The sequence below is a fragment of the Paenibacillus lautus genome (assembly GCF_050482385.1).
Classification (GTDB): Bacteria; Bacillota; Bacilli; order Paenibacillales; family Paenibacillaceae; genus Paenibacillus_AQ; species Paenibacillus_AQ lautus_B.
Window position 1 is genome coordinate 1 of record NZ_JBCNHV010000012.1, and the last position, 19845, is coordinate 19845.

11 protein-coding genes are annotated in these 19845 nt (G+C 50.7%); 4 read left to right on the forward strand and 7 right to left on the reverse strand.

Going from position 1 to position 19845, the window contains the following annotated elements:
* Positions 1–130: 130 nt before the first annotated feature.
* A complete protein-coding gene (locus tag ABEW73_RS15345) occupies positions 131–2395 on the reverse strand; it encodes a helix-turn-helix domain-containing protein (protein ID WP_430170014.1) in 2265 nt (754 codons plus the stop codon).
* A gap of 362 nt (positions 2396–2757) precedes the next feature.
* On the opposite strand from ABEW73_RS15345, the gene ABEW73_RS15350 reads away from it, so the two are divergent.
* From ABEW73_RS15350 to ABEW73_RS15360, 3 genes are read left to right on the forward strand one after another with little or no spacing between them, the layout of a single operon-like run.
* Complete coding sequence (locus ABEW73_RS15350; protein WP_430170027.1) at positions 2758–3648, forward strand: ABC transporter permease; 891 nt, start codon at positions 2758–2760, stop codon at positions 3646–3648.
* Between the two features lie 16 nt (positions 3649–3664).
* The gene (locus ABEW73_RS15355) at positions 3665–4546 is read left to right on the forward strand and encodes a carbohydrate ABC transporter permease (protein WP_430170012.1); all 882 of its coding nucleotides are present in this window, start codon (positions 3665–3667) and stop codon (positions 4544–4546) included.
* 33 nt (positions 4547–4579) lie between these two features.
* Positions 4580–6199 (forward strand): extracellular solute-binding protein, encoded by a 1620-nt coding sequence (locus ABEW73_RS15360; protein ID WP_430170010.1) that lies wholly within the window; start codon positions 4580–4582, stop codon positions 6197–6199.
* A gap of 208 nt (positions 6200–6407) precedes the next feature.
* Here the strand turns inward: ABEW73_RS15360 and ABEW73_RS15365 are convergent, their stop codons facing one another.
* The 6 genes from ABEW73_RS15365 to ABEW73_RS15390 form a co-directional block, all read right to left on the reverse strand.
* A complete protein-coding gene (locus ABEW73_RS15365) occupies positions 6408–7394 on the reverse strand; it encodes an aldose 1-epimerase (protein WP_430170008.1) in 987 nt (328 codons plus the stop codon).
* Between the two features lies 1 nt (position 7395).
* Positions 7396–8400, reverse strand: a complete 1005-nt coding sequence (locus tag ABEW73_RS15370) for a Gfo/Idh/MocA family protein (protein ID WP_430170007.1) — start codon at positions 8398–8400, stop codon at positions 7396–7398.
* Positions 8401–8425: 25 nt separating this feature from the next.
* Positions 8426–9265 carry a carbohydrate ABC transporter permease gene (locus ABEW73_RS15375; RefSeq protein WP_430170005.1) on the reverse strand — a complete coding sequence of 280 codons (840 nt, stop codon included), beginning with the start codon at positions 9263–9265 and terminating at the stop codon, positions 8426–8428.
* Positions 9262–10239: a carbohydrate ABC transporter permease gene (locus ABEW73_RS15380; RefSeq protein ID WP_430170004.1), complete on the reverse strand. Its 978-nt coding sequence runs from the start codon at positions 10237–10239 to the stop codon at positions 9262–9264. The genes ABEW73_RS15375 and ABEW73_RS15380 overlap by 4 nt, the downstream gene beginning before the upstream one ends.
* Positions 10240–10318: 79 nt before the next feature.
* Positions 10319–11686 (reverse strand): ABC transporter substrate-binding protein, encoded by a 1368-nt coding sequence (locus ABEW73_RS15385; RefSeq protein ID WP_430170002.1) that lies wholly within the window; start codon positions 11684–11686, stop codon positions 10319–10321.
* Positions 11687–12041: 355 nt separating this feature from the next.
* Positions 12042–14273, reverse strand: a complete 2232-nt coding sequence (locus tag ABEW73_RS15390; RefSeq protein WP_430170000.1) for a helix-turn-helix domain-containing protein — start codon at positions 14271–14273, stop codon at positions 12042–12044.
* Between the two features lie 381 nt (positions 14274–14654).
* Between ABEW73_RS15390 and ABEW73_RS15395 the strand changes: the two genes are divergently transcribed.
* Positions 14655–19766, forward strand: coding sequence for a choice-of-anchor I family protein (locus ABEW73_RS15395; protein WP_430169998.1), 5112 nt, complete (start codon positions 14655–14657; stop codon positions 19764–19766).
* Positions 19767–19845 lie beyond the last annotated feature (79 nt).

Here is a 19845-nt window from a genome sequence, read left to right on the forward strand (position 1 = left end):
TATCACCGCGAAACAAAATGACTTGGGAAAGGCATCGGGTTGGAGAAAGAATAGCGATCCATATGAGAAATACAGGGCCCTTTGTTCCGCTGTACAGCGGAACAAAGGGCCCTGTTGTTAAGATAGATCTTTAACCGCTCGCATGGGTCTGCACCACATGCTGCCGGCGGTAAGCGCCCGGCGTCATGCCCGTTGCCTTCTTGAACGTCCGGTTGAAGGAGGTAATGTTGAGATAGCCGACACGCTGGCTGATCTCATTGACGGTCAAGTCTGTGCACGCCAGCAGTTCCTTCGCTTTGTTCATGCGGATGCCAAGCAGATGATCGCTGAAGTTAAGACCGGTCTTCTCCTTGATATAGACGGAGAGGTAGGCGCTCGACAGGTTCAGCTTGGCTGACAAATAGTCGAGAGACAGATCATCGGCATACTGGTTATGGATAATGTTCATGAACATGGCGATGAGCGGCTCTTCCCCGGTATCCTTTTTCTTGCGAATGAGGGCGCAGGAGGCTTCGACGAGCTGACGGAATACTCCCTGGTAATCAGATAAACAATGGCACTCTGCCAGCCTTGCGCTCCACTGTTTCAAGGATTGGACAGAAGTTTTGTCTATCTGGGCCATCTCCATATAACTTAGAATCTTGGAAGCGACCGAATCGGCGAAGAAACGAAATTGCGCGATGCCCGCCTCCTTACGCTGCATAGCTTCGAGCGCCTGGTCGATGATCTGCAAGGAGCGGCTGTCGCTGCCGGATTGCAGGGTGTCGAGCAGTCCTTTTTCCTGTGACGGGCTCAGATTGACGGTGGTTGGAAGCACCCGCTGCTTGGTTACCATCTGTGATTCCTCCAGGAGTTGTGCCTGCGCGGCCAGTCCTTTGACCTGATGGTAGGCTTGATTGAATTCGGACGAATGGCTCACCTGGGAACTGACGGCGATGGTGACCAGGAACAATTCCTTTTCCTCGTTTAACATGATCTTGATTTCCTGTAGAAGATCCTCCAGGCGGGCGGCTTCCTCCCGTTTAAAGATAGATACAATCTCGTTCTTCTCGATCTGGAACGTATGAGACCCCGGATATCGCTCAGCCGTGATCAGATGAATATGCTCCAGCATATGGCGGACAGCCTGATCGGTCTGGAGGGGAAGCTCATAGACCGGATTCATCCGGAAACGGATGTGATACAGAACCACGATAAAGCTTCCGTCATCCGACAGGAAATCCTCCCACTCACTGATATCGGTATTGATGCTCTTTAGCTGACTGATATAAGAGTAACTGGTTAAAACCGATTTATGCTTGTTCATGCGCTCCCGTATTTCTTCCTTCTCCCGGAACAGCTCTTGAATACGGTTCTGGATCAGATCGTATTCCGTGATGCTACCGGATTCCGGCATGGATGAATTGTTGGCTCTGTTCAGAACAGTGGTTAGAATCTGCTTCACCGGCTTGTGCAATCTGCGGCTGAGGAAATAGGAAGCGGCAAGGGCCACGCCAAGCGACAGGCAGAAGATGAGCAGCAAACCGCCGGTTAACCGGCTCAGCTGAGAAGTGACATGACTGTAAGGTACGGCCGAGACATAGGTCAGTCCGTCGGATCCGGCTTCGGCAAAATAGTAGGTTCCATCCTTCAGCACGGCTTTCTGTCCGGTTTCGAACGGCGGAAGCTGATCTTGGTTCATGGTGCCTAGCGTATACAGCACTTGACCTTCGGCATTCAGAATGGCGAGAGCACGCTCAACCGACTCGCCGAAGAAGGACTGGGCGGCCTTGTCGATATCGATGAGGGCAATGACCTTATAAGAACTGTCCGGCTGCTTGTAAACAAAAGGCATCAGTGTTTTCTCGGACAAATCGTTGTTGATTCGATAGGTTGACGCCGGGAGCAGCTTGAAGGACTCCGGATTGTTCGTATAGCTGCTCCAGAACGAATAAGGATACATTGGGCTTGTATAGGAACGATTGAACATATAGGAAGCATCGCCGCTTCCGGATTTACTCAGTACAAAATCAAACTCCCGAAGATAAATCAGGGTGTCTTCCAGAAAGAATAGCGGGTTATAGATATCGCTCCGCATCTGCATCATCACTTCACGGGCCTTTAAGTAATTCACTTCGCTTCCGGCCTGATGGCGAAGCTGATTATTGAAGCCGATTAAATCGGACTGATTGTAGATATCGAACATCAGCACCTGAAGCCTGCTGAATTGATTGGTGAACCGTTCCGCCGTATCGTGAACCGCCTGCTGGCTTGTGTCGATGATTTCTTTTTGCAGGCTGGTCTTAAAAAGCTGGAATATGACCATATAGAACAATCCGAATAACACGATGATGGCTAGAAAGCTCAGAAAAATCTTAAAGAATACACTGCGGCTTTTATGTCTGATCCAATTCACAGTCTTCCCCCCTTTATATTTTTCTGACGTCCAAGGTTTCACAACATTATATAGGACAAGTGTTAAGGATTGTGCCCGATTCGTGTTAATCGTTCGTAAAAAATGGATAGTCAATATTTTAGATTTTAAGCAATGCTTTAGGTAAATGGCGCTTCTGCCCAGTCATCCAATGAAAGGCGAGACATCATTAAAATGGTCAATACCCCTGATGCGTTCGGGTCGTTTATGATGCAGACGTGGACCTTGGGACACACGAAGATGCAGAGACGAAAGAGAGGGGATTGCCGATTGTGCAACGTCAGTTAAGCAACGTGGAAGCGCATTCAAAAATTCAGAAGAAAAGTGTCTGGCGGAGATCCATGATGCAGATGCGCAGAAACTGGCAGCTATACGCTTTATTTGCACCGGTTCTGCTATACTTCATTGTATTTCATTATGTACCCATGTATGGCGTCCAGATTGCATTCAAGGATTTTATGGCTAACAAAGGGATCGTGGATAGTCCATGGGTGGGCTTCAAGCATTTTGAACGCTTTTTTGACAGCTTTTATTTTTGGCGCATTATTAAAAATACGATGGGTATCGGGTTATATGAGTTGGCGGTCGGATTTCCGATTCCGATTATTCTGGCCTTGATGATCAACGAAGCCAGATCGGGCCGGTTCCGCCGATTCGTACAAACGGTAACTTATGCACCTCATTTCTTGTCCACGGTCGTTGTTGTCGGAATGATCATGATGTTCCTATCGCCGGTAAGCGGCCTCGTCAATTTGATTATCACCTCCTTCGGCGGAGAGCCGATCGCTTTCATGACAGAGCCCTCCTGGTTCAAGAGCATTTATGTGTGGTCTGGCGTGTGGCAGGGCATGGGCTGGAGCTCCATTATTTATTTGGCGGCACTCGCCGGGATTGATCCGCAGCTGCATGAGGCGGCCAAGGTGGATGGTGCGGGCTGGCTCCGGCGAATCTGGCATATTAATCTGCCGGGGATCGCGCCCACAATGACAATTCTGCTCATTTTGAACATCGGTTCCGTTCTTGGCGTCGGCTTTGAGAAGATCTTCCTGATGCAAAATTCACTCAATATGGAAGCGTCTGACGTCATCGCCACGAACGTATATCGGAGCGGTATACTGGGTGCCCAGTACAGCTTTTCGGCTGCGGTCGGCCTGTTTAACTCCATCGTCAACTTTATCATGCTGATTACCGTAAACCGGATTGCCCGAAAAGTCAGCGAGAACAGCCTATGGTAAGGAGGAATGATGGCATATGCCGCAAAGCCGCAGTGAACGAATAGCCGGAGTATTTATTTACATTATACTATCTTTTATTACGCTCCTTGTACTGTATCCTTTATTTTTTGTTCTGATTGCTTCCATTAGTGCTCCGGAAACGGTGATGCGGGGGGAAGTATGGTTATGGCCGAAGGAACTGTCGTTTGTCGGCTACGAACGGTTATTTGCCAATTCGGAGCTCATGCGGGGATTCCTGAACACGCTGCTCTATACCACGACGGGCACCGCACTGAATGTACTGATGACGATCGCAGCGGCTTATCCGTTATCCCGAGCCGATTTTAACGGCCGCGGCATTTTTACGGCGATTATCGTATTCACCATGTTCTTCAGCGGGGGAATGATCCCCAATTATTTGCTGGTGAAGGAACTGGAGATGCTGGATACGATTTGGGCCATCATTATCCCTTCGGCCGTATCGGTGTGGAACATTATTATCATGCGTACCTTCTTCCAAAGCTCCATTCCGAAGGAGATGCAGGAGGCGGCGTTTATCGATGGGGCTTCTAACATGCGGGTGCTATGGCGCATTGTCCTGCCGTTATCCGGTCCGATTCTGGCCGTGATGGTGCTGTTCTATGCCGTGGGCCACTGGAATTCGTATTTCAGCGCGCTGATCTACTTGTCAGACCGTGCGAATTATCCGATGCAGCTGTTCCTGCGTGAAATTCTGGTTCAGGGACAAATGCAGGAGATGGTGGATATCAGCGACGATTCACTGGCACGCAGCCTGATGGATGCGGAAGCGATCAAATATGCGGCGGTCATCGTGACGAATCTGCCGATGCTGCTGCTGTATCCGTTCCTGCAAAAGTATTTTGTGAAGGGTGTTATGATTGGCGCAATTAAAGGTTGATTACGGACAATCGATGAGGGGGATATGAAATTTATGGTGATGAAAAAATGGACTTCGCTTACATTGGCTGCCGTGCTGGCCGCCGGATTGCTGGCTGGTTGTGGAAGCAAGAGCGGGGAAGGCGCAGCCGATAAGGGCGAAACGCCGCAGGCTAATTTTAACGAGACTGGAATGCCGATTGTGAACGAGCCCCTCGACCTTACGTTCTTCACAGGGAAGTCGCCAACAAACGGAAGCAAATTCGAGGAAACCCTTGTATGGAAAACCTACCAAGAAATGTCGAATGTGAATGTGACCTGGAACCTCATTCCATTCGATACGCTGACCGAGAAACGGAACCTGGCGCTTGCAGGCGGAGATTATCCGGATGTATTCTATTCCGCAAGGGTTAGCTCAGCAGAATTGACCCGTTATGGAGAACAAGGGGTATTTATACCACTGAATGATCTGATCGATCAATATGCACCGAATTTCAAAAAGCTTATGGAGCAGTACCCGGATATTCGAAAAGGACTGACCATGCCTGACGGCAATATTTATTCCCTGCCTTCTTTCTACGATCCTGCGCTGCTCTCCATGTTGATTGGTACACCGATATGGATTAATCAGGAATGGTTGGATCAGCTCGGGATGAAAGAGCCGCAGACGATCGAAGAATTCTATGCGTATTTGAAGGCGGTCCAGGAAACCGATCTGAATGGTAACGGAAAGCATGATGAGATTCCATTCTCTTCAACAGGCATTACTGGGATCATCGATCAATTGAAGGGCTCTTGGGGACTTGGCACAAGCGGACTTGGCCATAAACTGGTGGATGTAGATCCGGACACAGGGAAACTGCGCTTCACCAAAGCTTTGCCGGAGTACAAGGAAATGCTTCAGTTCGTGAACAAGCTGCACCAGGAAGGACTGCTCGATAAAGAGATCTTCACGATTGAAGGCGGCGCATTGAATGCGAAAGGGCAGGAGGGTCTGCTCGGTGCCACGATTGTGCCGAATCCGGAGATGGTGATGGGACGCAAAGAATACATCGGGCTCGGGGCGCTTAAGGGACCGCACGGAGATCAGCTCTATTCCCACGTCAAAGTGCCGATGGTTCACGTGGGCGCATTTGCGATTACGGATAAGAACCCGAATCCGGAAGCTACAATCCGCTGGATGGATTATTTCTACGGGGATGAGGGAGCCCAGTTCTATTTCATGGGTAAAGAAGGCGAGACTTACACGGAGAACGCTGACGGTCAGCTGGAATATGTGAAAGAGATTACGGAGAATCCAAACGGATTAACGCAGGATCAGGCGTTGGCCAAAAATTTCACTTGGCTTGGGGGCAGCTATCCGGGCTTTGTGCGGGAGAAATGGTTCAAAGCTTCGGAGACACGCCCTAACGCAATGGCCGCAGCTAAAAAAGCAGAGCCGTATGCCGTGAAGGAGATCCTATACAACTTTAACTTTACACTGGAGGAAACGGACGTCATGACCTCGATCGGTAAAGATATCGAGGATTACGTGAAGGAAATGGAAGCGAAATTCGTGAATGGCTCGGCCTCGTTCAGCCAATGGGAAGAGTATGTAAATACACTCAACAAGATGGGACTCGACCGATACATGGAGGTTTACCAGGCTGCATATGAGCGCTACCAGGCGGAGTAAACGGAACATATGAAAATCGAAAGACGCGGTGCGGGAGGTTCCCGTATCGCGTTTATCGTATTAGGTGCCTTCAAAGGATTAACTCCAGATCAACGGATGAGTGCTGAAAAAATCCAGCGGTTGTATACAGGTTATATGATGAAGCGGCCCGTTCAAGGAAACCTCCTTCCTTACGGGCCGCTTTTGTTATGGTTTAATCAGATGGGGATCAGAGTTCTTCTACATGGATGGTACAGAACAGCAAGGCGGTTCTGCCGGGCTCCAGCACCTGCATGCCGGTGATTTCCGGATCCAGTTCCAGGTTGAAGGCATTGGTAGCACATGTGTAAGGCTCGGGGCATAGATAATCGCTTGCTCCATCGCCATTGTGCAGTACCCATTGCTTGAATGCGTCATCCGCACGGTATGTAATCCGGAGGCCTGCCGCCGAATCAGTTAGCACGGTTTCGTTACGGTCTTCCGGCATGGCAAGGAACAGATCATCGAGCGGAAACTGACTGACGGAGATGCCATCCCGTAAGCCTCTGCTGCGGAAATCATGGGCGAGCTCGCCGGTCGGCAGCATGCGGTCATTTAGAACCCATCGTTTCCCGACAGGGGCCTGCAGCGTGCAGCGCTCCTGACCGTCTACATTCCCGAAGGGAAAGCGGAAGGTGGTATGATATCCAAGCCCCCATGGAAAAGAGCTTGTGCTTTTATTGCGAATTTCCGCGGTCTGCCTGAACGAGGCTCCATCGATGCTCATGCGCAAAAGGATCGTGAACTCATGCGGAAATTGAGACATGACCGATGGACGGCCTCTTGAAGAGAACACGGTTTCGATCACGGCCCGATTCCCTTTTGTCCAGCAGCGTCCGACTTCCCATGCCTCGTCATGAACAAGTCCGTGCGCATGATTATGATGCTGCGGCTCGTTGATCCGGAATTGATAGGGTTGGCCTTCAAAAGTGAAACTCCCGTTTTCGATCCGGTTGGGCGGAAATAAAACAGGAATGCCATATAACAAGGGCGTCCGCTCATATTCCGTCATGGAAAGGGGCATACGCAGCAATTCGGTGTTGGATGGTTTCCACCGCAGCGAGATGACTCTGCTCCCCCAGCCCGGAACCACCGTCATGGATAAGCGATCATTCTCAGCCCTAACTGCAGGCATGTCAAGAAATGTACATCGTTCAACCGCTGGACACGCCTCCATGTCACACCTGCTCAATCTGTCCGCTTAAGACGGAACGATGGATGGCATGTACCAGCTTGGTATTCAACAAACCGGCAGCTGCGCCGGATTCCGGCATCGTATCCAGGCGGATATGATCAACGAAGGAATGGAGCATATAATGGGGTGCTGCGGTATATTGGCCGTTGATCGGTGTACCGAGGGTATGGACATGGCTGTACACGCTGCCGCCTTTACGGACCATTTGATCGGATAAATCGACATACAATGCCCCGTCCTCGCCGATGATCTCGACCTTGAAGTCGTAGATAAGCGGCATCGATTCAGGCAGCACCCAACTGCTCGTAAATGTAGCGTGCGTGCCATCATCGAAGGACACGATCGTTTGCATGGAATCGTAGGTGTCGATCCCCATGCCGGCTAATTTCTTCTTCGTGCCTACTGCGTACACGCTGACCGGCAGAACCCCGCTTTTCAGCCATAAGGCAATATCCGTGGCATGAGGGAAAAGGAACCAGCCCGGCGTTGATTCTCCGGCCCATTTCAGCATTTTGGTGGGCACGTAGATCGTGTCATTCAAGCGGGTGTTGATGGTCAGAATGTTGCCTATGTCACCATTTTGGACCGCTTCCTTAACCGCAACGAATGGAGAATTCCAGCGATTCTCGAATGCGACAAGGCACTTAATGCCCGCCTTCTCTACCGCAGCGTACATGTCCTCGGCTTCCTCGACGGAGGTGGAGAAGGGCTTTTCAACCATGATATGAATGCCTTGCCGTGCCGCAAGCATAACGGGCTCTTTATGCAGGAAATCCGGCGTGGCAATCACGATGGCGTCCAAAGCCTCGCTTGCGAGCATATCTTCAACCTGCAGATAACCGGGAACCCCGTATTTATCCATGCTGGCGTTTCGTGTTGTTTCATAAGCATCGCTGATCGCAGCCAACTCCGCATAGGGATTTTGGCTAAGGGTATCGGCAAACATATTACCGCGAATCCCCATGCCTACAATTCCGAATTTTATCATTGTGAACCCTCCTTGAATGGTTAAATTATTTAACTGCTCCGGCTGTCATTCCGCTGACCAGATGCTTCTGCAGCAGCCAGAACGCAATCACGATCGGAAGCGTGGTTATGACGGAGCCCGCCATGAGGTAATCCCAGTTGACGACATATTGCCCCTGAAAGCTGGCGATGCCGACCGACAGCGTCCATTTGTCGTAATCGCTGATGAACGTCTGGGCGAACATAAACTCGTTCCAGCTGGTTAAGAAGGAGAAGACGCCGGTTACCACGAGCCCGGGAAGCGTGAGCGGTAGCAGGATCCGAATAAAGGTTGTCCACCGGTTGGCCCCGTCTACGCTCGCAGCTTCGTCGATGGACTGGGATACGCTGTCAAAGTAGCCTTTTAGCATCCATGTACAGAACGGTACTGCAAACGTGGTATATGCGATTACGAGACCCAGATGGGAATTCAGCAGATTGTAATCCTTCATGATCAGGTACAGCGGAATAATGAGCAGTGAGCCGGGAAGCATCTGCGTCAACAAGATGATATATCCGAGCGACATCCGTCCCCGGAAGCCGAACCGGGACATCGCATAACCGCCAAAGGCGGAGATGATAAGGGAGAATATCGTTGTTAGCAGCGAGACAACAGCCGTATTGCCGAACCATTTCATAAAGTTGGCGCTGTCATCCGCATGGGGATTCAGCATTCCCTTGTAACCATTCCAATTAAGTTCATGGGGCAGGTACGTCAGCGGCGTGCTATAGATTTCGGCCTGAGGCTTCAACGAAGTCAGGATCATCCATAGAAAAGGAGACACGGCAAACAACGAAATAAGAACGGCGCATACATATACTAGAATCTTGTTAGGGCCTTTGCTCATGACATTTCACCTGCCTTCGTCGCTTTCATGTACATGACGGTGAACACAATGGAGATCGCCAGCAGGATCATCCCTGCAGCGGAGGCCAGTCCGAAGTCAAACGATTTGAAGCCTGCTCGGTATATGAAGATGGTCAGAATTTCGGTTACCCGGCTCGGCCCGCCTCCGGTGAGGACGTATACGATGCCGAAATCCTTAATGGTCCAGATGATAAGCAGCAGGAACACGATGACCGATACGGGCTTCAGCATCGGGAAGGTGATGCTGAGAAACTGGCGCCATTTCGAGGCACCGTCGATTTCCGCCGCTTCGTACAAGCTTTTGGAGATGCTCTGCAGACCGGCGAGCAGCATGATGGCGGCAAACGGGAAGCCCTTCCATACATTGACGAACATGGCTGCCCACAGCGCGGTGTCGGCTTCGCCGAGGAAAGCGACCGGATTGGACAACAGGTTGAGCTTCAGCAGCAGATCATTGATCACACCGAATTGATAGTCATACATCAGAATAAATACGAGACATGCAACGACTTCAGGAACGGCCCACGGGATAATAACCAGAGCTCTTACAAGCCCGCGGCCCTTGAAGGGAATATTCAGCAGGACGGCCGTACCGATTCCGAGCAGGAAGCGCAGAGCCACCGTTACGATAATGTATAGAGAGGTAATGCCTAACGATTTCAGGAAATAACCCGACTGGATCGCTGCTGTATAGTTGTCTAAGCCTACAAAGGGATTACCTTCGGCAATCGGTTTGGCAACCTTCCAGTATTGGACGCTCATGAGTCCCGATTTCAAAATCGGGTAGAGGAGTACAAGAGCAACGGTAATGACCAGCGGTGCAATAAACAAATATGCGGCTATATTTTTTTTGAAATGTCGTTTTTCCTCTAGCCATAAACGCTTTGCCCTCGATGGTCTTTTCAATGGCAAGGGAGATTGCCTGCTTGTCACATCCGTTCGCGTTGGATTCATTCCCCTACCTCCTTATGATGTAAGTGCCGCCTGGCCATGAAGCCAGGCGGCTTCGATCGTTTGATGTTCCGAATGTCTCTTAATGCATCGTGTCTTTCATCTGCTCAGCCGCACTGTCCAGCGCCGTCTTGGCGTCTTTCATGCCAACGAACATCTCTTGCGCGGCATTGATCAGGATTTGGGACAGGGAGCCAAGTTCAGGGATGGGCGGGTCCATAACGGCCGGGGCGTATACATTCTCCTGGAAATCGAAGAATTGGGCAGCCAGCGGATTATCCGTCTTGTATTCTTCGGATTCGGCATATTCCTTGCTGCTCGGAATCATGCCGGAGCCGGCGATAATCTGCTGCGCCTCCTTGGACGTCATCCATTCAAGGAACTCCCAAGCTTCATCGGGATGCTTGCTGTCTTTGGAAATCATCGACACGATCGGATAATTGTGCGGGTTCGGTTTATAGGTTTGGCCTTCGTATATGACGGAAGGCTGCGGAATGAGCCCCAGGTCGTCCATTAAAGCTTCATCGCGTTCTTTGGTCATGCCGATAAACCAGGGGCCATCCATCATCATGCCGGCTTGCCCATTCCAGAACATCTCGCGACTGACCTTCTTGTCACGGGTTCCTGGGGGCGTGGCCTGCGGGTTCTTGATTAGATCCTGCCACCACTCCGCTGCCCAAACATTGGGTGCAGAATTGACGTTAATCCGGTCGGCTTCATAAGGGCCTGCCTCTCCGTCCGGGAAGTAAATTCCTCCTGATACCGGACGAGCGAACAGCCTGTACCATTCCGAGGCGATAAAGGGATGCGTGCCGATGACGCTGGAGAACCCGTATTGCCCGTCTTTAACACCACCAAGTTGAATGGCGGCTTCTTTGAAGTCGTCCATGGTTTGAATAGAGGCAGGATCAATTCCGGCCGCTTCGAACATCGATTTGCTGTAGAAAATGCCAGTTGATCCCCATGCGTAATTGGACAGCGCATAATAAGAGCCGTCAACCTTGCTTAGTTCCTGTCCGACAAGCTTGTCCTCGAGACCGCTCGCTTGAATCTTTTCGTCCAGATTGACGAAGGTGCCCCCGCTCTGCAGCGCATTATAGGTGGCGATGTTCTCTGGATATACCTGAACGATGTCGCCCTGCGTGCCTGCCAGAATCTCCGTGGTCAGTTTATCCCAGTAATTCTCGTAGTCTGTGCCGTGAACTTTAATGGTGACGTTGGGGTGGGTTTCATTGTATTTGGCAATGAGTGCATCGATTGCCTTCTTATGTGGTTCTTCCGCATACACCGACGTCTCGAACGAGATCGTAATTTGATCACCGTCTGACCGGTCGTTGCTTGCCGATGCCGGATCTTTGCCACCCGAGCATGCGCTTAATACGGTTGATAACGTAAGGGCTGCAGCGATCAGAGCCGTCCATCCCTTTTTCTTTCTGTTCTTGTCTACCATGCTAGTTCATCCCCTTCTGGCTTTTTAGTATTGTGGAAAGCGCGGTGAGGCGCGGTTCCTATGCCCTTATAAAAACACCTGCTGCCAGGCCAGGACAACAAACACTTTTCGCGAAACAAACCGAAAGGTGAATACAGTGTTAGTGTAAACGTTACCGCGGTGGCAATTTAAATAACACTGGAAATTGTATGTAATATTAATCACAAAAAACTTTTCTCTACGAGAAACTATTTTCTACTTTGCGGTGAAGGGCATCACTGTGCGGGTAGGAGCAACCAAGGCATAGACGGGAGAAGGCCGAGGGAGACTTTTATGTCTTCCTCGGCCTTCATTTGATATCAGGGTTTGCCCCGTTTTATTTGCCTTTACGATAATCCATGGGAGGTACGCCAGTAATTTTTTTGAAAGTCCTTGCAAATGAGATCGGGCTGCTGTAACCGACCCTCTCCGTAATTTCTTGTACAGACAATGCGCTTTCCGTAAGGAGCCGTTTCGCTTCCTGAATTCGTAAATCGATCAAAAAGTCCACGAATTTCAAGCCATACTCTTCCTTGAATAATCTGCTCAAATATTTACCGCTGATCCCGAAATTGTCTTGCAGGTAATCAAGGGATAGTTCCGCCTTCGTATAATGCTTTTCAATATAGGCCTTAACCTCTTGGATGAGGTTTCCCTGGCTTCGCAGATTCCGCTGCGTATCCAGCCGTTCGGCAAATTGCTCCAGAAGCTGAAGCACCATCTGCGTCCAATCTTCCGGCAGGTCGATTTCTTTTTGAACCCGGTCGAGAGCCGGCATCGTTTCTGTTTTCCAGAGCAGATAGTATTCGTCGTTCATTCCGGAAGCCGTCTTGTTCAGATGGTACGTTAGGTAATGCAATACGCTGCTTGCGCCCCGGCGGGATATGCCTTCTTCCAGCATGTTCTGAAAGAGCGCCTGCATCTCCGTCTTCCACTTGGCTTCTTGCAGTCGGAAGGCGTCAACGATCCGGTCAACCTTTTGAAAATAATGAAAGCTATGGTCCTTCGACAAGGTATCGGACGAATAAGGAATGATCATGGCACTTCGGTTTACGGGCTTCGTTTGCAGCGCATCCAATGCCTCATGATAGGAATCACGCAGATTATCCGGATGCTCAACCGGCTCCCCGAGGCCCATAGATACGGTGAACGATAGCTTATCGGCAAATCGACGCTGGCATTCTTCGGTGAAGGAGAGTGCCTTGAATCCCTGTTTCTCCGCACGTGACGATATGACCAAAATGCAAGCAAGCTGGTGCAAGGAGACCCAGAGAAGCTTCACCTCGCAGGCGTGATCCGACGCCGCTTCCAGGATGACCGTTTCAATGGCTTTTTGCTGAGAGCCATGTTGTTTCTGACCGTAGTGCGCACTCCACTCTGAACGGTGATCCACTTCCAGGACAAAAACCAACTGCTTGCCAAACAACACAGGCAGGCCGTGCTTGGCCGCTTCCTTCTCCCATTCTTTCAAATCGAAAGAGCGCGTCCCTTCCAACAGCTCGTACATGAAAAAATTTTGCTGAGCTTTCAAATCCTCCTCGAACTGAAGCTGGAACTTTTTGTTCTGATCAATCATATTTTGCAATTTGGAGTTGATGAACTTGAATTCATTTTTATGGATTTCCTCCACGGCGTCATCCTTGGAGGATAGTTGTTGCAGCTGGTTGACCAGGCGCTGAATGGGTCTGTAATTTTGCAGCGTCACGTAGACGATCCAGGCAACCGAAACAGCACACAGAAGCAACCCGGCAATAAACCATATATTCGATAGGCTAATAATGAAATTGAAGGTATCCGCCCCTTGAACTCTGCTAACGATGCGCCAGCCCGTATACTCGGAATTCGCTTCCGACAGAAGGGCACCGTTGCTGGTTTCAGGCCTGCTTGCGGCTGTTTCCGATTTTGCCATATCCAATACGCTATTCCCTTGGGTATCATACAGGCTTAGTATGCGAGATGACGGATCATGCATTTGAAGAAGCATTCCCTGCAGAGCGTCAGCGCTTACATTAACGACGATGAACCCATGGTGCTTCGAGAAGATGGAAACGCTGCGCGTCAACGAAACGACGGGTACCCCTTTGTCGGACGGCAGCTCCTTGTACGATCTAATATCCGACCAATGGCTGTTGGGCGCCTCCAGCTTAGAGCGAATGAAGGCGTTATCGGCATATTGATCCAAGGGATAGCTCGTGCTTTCATTGAGGACTTGATTATGATCGGCTTGAACCATATAGATGGAATGAATCAGAGGGTTGGTCATTTTTAGATCACGCAAAAGATTCATCACGTCCACCTGAAGAGGCAGATCCCTTTCCGTACTTTTGGAGAAAAAGGATATGACCTTTCGATTGCGCAGCATCTCGAGCGAAATTTTCTGATCCAGCGAAGACAACGACGTATCAATCATCAGCATCGCTTGTTGGGTTACGAAAGCATTGGAGCGCTCGGCATCTTTTCGGTTGCTTTCGCTCAATGACTGGGAAAAGACAAAAAATAAAAAGGCGGGGACGATCAGAAAGACAGGGATATACAGCATGAGCATCCGCGTAAACCAGTTACGATTCATGTTAGTTCCTCTTTCTTAGGCAAACATAAATGATATTCACACGTTATGGCCTCGAATAGTCATGAATAGATCTTCGGCTGTTATTCTTGTGAAGTGTTTGTTACAAATAGCAATTCTTTATGTTAGTTTATCAGACATCACGTCGATTTGACTACAATATTGTCGGAAATGTGACAAAGAAACATGTGGAATGAGCCGAAGACGACATTCAGAGATATTCCCAAGGGGTTCGCGATGAGGCATTTTGGTACAGAAGCCCGACATGGCTGTCGCGGCTTTTTTGCTGTTTAGCATCCATTTTACACAAACCGTGACCTTTATTGAGGATGCGTTAACACTTCTTCCTTACACTTGAAATTAAATAAGGATAGAAGAGGGGATATGGAGTTGAAGCATAAAAGCATGAAAGTAGTCTCGCTGTTAATGGCGGCGGAAATCACGATGGCCTCTTTATTTTCGGCAGGCACCGTGATGGCTGAAGAGGGACAGGAGATACTCCAGACGGCCAGCATGGAGACAGCATCACAAGATGCAGCTATCGCTGCCGTTGATTTCGGCATTACCGATAAGATCTTTCCGGATGCACATATAGAAGAAGCATATACGGTAACCGTTGAAGTGTATGGTGGACAAGCACCGTATACCTTCTCGGCGACAGGTCTACCGGCAGGCTTGGACATTAAGTCCGATACAGGATTCATTACGGGTACGCCTGCTGCTGGGCAAGAGGGCGAACATACGGTTGAGGTAACGGTACAAGATAGTGCAAGCATACCTGCTACGGCTCAATCGATTGTGAAATTGCAAGTATTGGGGAAACGTCCTGAGCCTGTGACTGACAAGCTGGCCATGAGGATGATCGGGCATTATTCCGTAGGTACCTCCAATAAGGATGGCGGCGTTGCGGAAATTGTAAAATACAACAAAGATAACGGGAAGCTCTATTTGGTCAATGGTTCAACCCATCCGGCAAGTCTCGAAATCGTGTCGCTTGGCGCTGACGGCAGCTTGCTGAAGGACAAGCAGATCAATGTGGAAGACTTGGCAGGCACGGGCGGTTTTCTGTATGGGGACCTGACCAGCGTGGATATCAACACCAAGACGAAGCAGGTGGTGGTCGCTGTACAGGAGCAGGATCACGCAAAAGCCGGCAAGGTTCTGGTACTCGATTATGACGGCGGTTTGATCGGATCTTATGAAACCGGCATCCAACCGGACATGGTCAAGTATACTTCCGATGGCCGTTATATCCTGACAGCGGACGAAGGCGAGCCTCGTACGGAGACGGCTCCTGATCCGGAAGGAAGCATTACGATTATCGACACCTTATCAGGCGAAGTAAGTCATCTGAAGTTTGATGACCCGTCGATTATTGACGATCAGGTACATATTCGCGGACCTGTGGAAGCGGACGGCCAAATTCGCAGCACCGGCACCAAAGGCGAAGCGATTCGTGATCTGGAACCCGAATACATCTCCTTGTCCGAGGATGAGCGGACGGCATATGTCGCCTTGCAGGAGAATAATGCGATCGCCGTGGTGGATATCGCTTCGAAGCGTATTCAATCGGTCAAGGGACTCGGGTATAAAGACTTCAATCAACCAGAGAACCAGCTGGACCTCCTGAAGGATGGACAAATCAAGTTTGAGAACGTTCCTTTTTACGGAATGTATATGCCTGACGGAATCGCGACCTACAGCGTGAACGGACAGCAATATATCCTGTCCGCGAACGAAGGGGATGCTACCGGCTGGGATGACCGAAGTAATGAAAGCAACATTGGCAAAATGAAACCGAATCTGGATCCGTTGTCTCCGGCCGCACAATTTTTGGCAGACAAAGGCACCACCTACGACAAGGTTGAAGTTGCCAGCGATATGGGCAATGAGGGACTGTACCTGTACGGCGGTCGTTCATTCTCCATATGGAATGCAGCTGACATGTCCCAGGTATACGACAGCGGCAGTGATTTTGAGAAGATTACGGCCGAGCGCTTGCCGAATCATTTCAATGCCAGCAATGATAAAACTGATCTGGACAGCCGCAGCTCCAAGAAAGGTCCAGAGCCCGAATATGTAACGGTAGGCAAGGTCGGACAGAAGACGCTGGCTTTTGTCGGCCTGGAACGCATTGGCGGGGTGATGACGTATGATGTAACGAATCCATCCGATCCGGCGTTTCTGAACTATATCAATACACGGGATTTTAACGGCGGAATTGCGTCGGATTCCGGCCCGGAGGGACTGGACTTTATTCCGGCCGCAGACAGCAAGACAGGACGCCCGCTGCTGCTGGTTGCGAATGAGGTCAGCGGAACGGTGGCACTGCTGGAACTTCAGGTGACCAAAATTACGCTGGATCACTCTTCGCTCACGCTGAATCCAGGCGCTTCCCCGGTACAATTGCAAGCGAGCGTTGAGCCCGCTCAGGGCGGATCCAACGAGCTGGCCTGGAGTTCCTCTGATGAATCGGTAGTTACCGTAGATCCGAACGGTCTGGTTGCACCGGTATCCGTAGGTGAAGCCGTGATCACCGTTCTGAGCAAGGATGGCTATGGATCAGCGGAAGTACCGGTTATGGTAACGGATGGTTCGCCAGAAGGAGAGCCATGGAAATTAACGGTGATGCATACGAACGATACGCATGCGCATCTGTCCGAAGTGGCCAGAAGGGCTGCACTGGTTAAGCAGGTCCGCAGCGAGGGCGGAAACAGCCTGCTGCTGGATGCAGGGGATGTATTCTCCGGCGATCTGTATTTTACCAAATGGTTTGGATTGGCCGATCTGGCCTTCATGAACTATATGGGTTATGACGCGATGACGTTCGGTAACCATGAATTCGATCAAGGCACCAAGACGCTCGCAGATTTCGTGAGCAAGGCACAATTCCCACTCGTCAGCGCGAATGTGGATCTTAGTCAGGATGCTAACATTTCGCACCTGATCCGTAAGCCGGCGGTGATCGATACCGATCAGCCTAAGACAACGGCAAATAGCGGGGTATATCCATACGTGACATTGTTAGTTGACGGCCAGAAGGTCGGCGTATTCGGCTTAACCACTGAAGATACAGCCGAGACGTCCAGCCCGGGTAAAGATGTGGTATTCAATGAGGCGGTAACCTCAGCTCGTGCAACGGTGGAGGCGATGGAGCAGGACGGACTTAACATCATTATCGGTCTGTCGCATCTGGGCTACGCCAAAGATCAGGCGCTTGCCGAAGCGGTCGAAGGCATCGACCTCATTGTTGGAGGCCATACGCACACAACGCTCAATGCACCGGAAGTGGTGACGGACAACGAACACGGTACACCAACCGTCATCGTGCAAGCGAATGAATGGGGGAAATACCTCGGCCGGGTCGACTTGCAATTTGACAAGGAAGGCAAGGTCCTCGTCGGGGAAGGCGAGCTCGGCGGCAAGCTGATTCCGGTGGATAGCAATGTGGCGGAAGACAAGCAGGCCAAGAATATGCTAGCCCCTTATAATGCCGAATTGGAAGAGCTCATGAAGCAGGTTGTCGGTATAGCAGATGTTCTGCTGGACGGTAAGCGGGAGAATGTCCGCTCCAAGGAAACGAATCTCGGCAATCTGATTGCGGATGGCATGCTGGCAAAAGCCAAGGAGCTTAAGAATGCCGATATTGCCCTCACCAATGGAGGAGGTATTCGCGCCGCTATTGATGAGGGTGAAATCACGATGGGCGAGTTGCGCACGGTGATGCCTTTTGGAAACACGCTGTTTGTCATGGATGTCACAGGACAGCAGCTGAAGGACGGATTGGAAAACGGAATTAGCGGTGCCAAATTGGCAGATCTGCCAGGGAAATTCCCGCAAATTGCCGGGATGAAATTCAAATGGGATCCTAGCGCTCCGGCAGGAAATAAAGTGTACGATGTACAGATTATGAAGGGAGGAAGCTATAAACCTCTGGTATTGACCGAAACGTACCGGATGGCAACCAACAGCTTTGTGGCCAAAGGCGGGGACGGATATAAATCATTTGCCGAAGCGATTGCCGAAGGGAAATATAACGAGGATCTGGGTTACCCGGATTATGAGATCTTCATGGAATACGTGACCAAGCTTGGCGGAAAGGTTTCGCCCAAGGTCGAGGGACGAATTACGGAACAGAAGAAACCGGTGAATCCTGGCGACGGCTCCTCTCCGGGATCAGGCTCAGGATCAGGTGGTTCGGGAGGCGGTTCTGTAACACCGCCGACAACGCAGCCTAACCCTCCTTCCACTGGTGGAAATGCATCATCGTCCAACGTAATGACAGGCAAGGATCTGAATATAAGCGCTGCAGGTGGAGCAGTGGACCGCATTACGGTGAAGGAAGAGGCGTGGAAGAAGGCCGTTGCCGGATTGTCTGCGAACGGGCAGCAGGAACTCATTATTCGGGCTCCGGAGTTGAACCGTGCCGCTGAGCTATCCCTTTCGGCAGCAGGTCTGAAGCAGGCGATGGAACGGAATTCGAATACGACTCTGGTGCTGGAGACCGCACTTGGTGCGTTCCGTCTTCCGGTAACGGCTCTACATTTGGATGAGGCTTTGAAGCCGGCACAAGGCACCGGCAGCATCCAAGTGAAAATATCGATGACCCCGGTTGGTAGCAGCGTGGGGGATGCAATGACAAGCAAGGCAGCTTCCATGGGCGCCACGATGGCTGCGAACGGAGCAATTCAGTTTGGTGTAGCGGTTGGAGCACCGGGCGCAGAGCAAGAACTGAAGGATTTCGGGAAACATGTCAGTCGCATCCTGCCGCTGCCGGCAGGAATAGCACCGAATTCGGTCACTGCTGTAATCTATGACGCAGAAGCAGGAACCTTCCGATTTGTACCGGCTGCAGCGACGACATGGAACGGCAACCCAGCCATCGAAGTGAAGCATGCCGGAAACGGCATTTATGCACTGCTGCAGTACAAGAAAACCTTTACGGACCTAAACGGCCACTGGGCGAAAGCGGAAATCGAATCTATGGCTTCCAAGCTGCTCGTGAACGGAGTTAACACTAACTCGTACGCACCGGGCAAGGTAATCACGCGAGCAGAGTTTACGGCTATGCTGGTCCGTGCGATGGGACTGAGTCCAGTCGCCAGGAGCGGAGCATTCAAGGATGTCCAGGATGCCTCCGCGTATGCAGGTGAGATCGGTGCAGCGTTGCGTTATGGCCTGATCGAAGGCGGCACAGGTGGTGTTTTCTCACCAAATGCCGGCATGACCCGGGCAGAAATGGCTGTGATGATTACCCGGGCTATGGAAGCGGTAAGTCCGACAAGCCTACCAAACCAGGGTGCGAATGCCGGTAATGAATTCAAAGATCAGGCATCCATCCCTGTCTGGGCGGCTGCCCATGTAGCCAGTCTTAATGAGCAAGGCATCGTGCAGGGTGACAATCAGGGTAATTTCGGAGCACTCGATTCGGTTACCCGCGCACAAGCAGCACTTGTTCTGAAGCGGACTTTGGCAGCATTGAAGTTTATGAACTAAGCGAAGCGAGAATACATTAGAAATTATAAGACCGTCCTTAAGGTTGATCAGAAACCTTTCGGGCGGTTTTTTATATCTA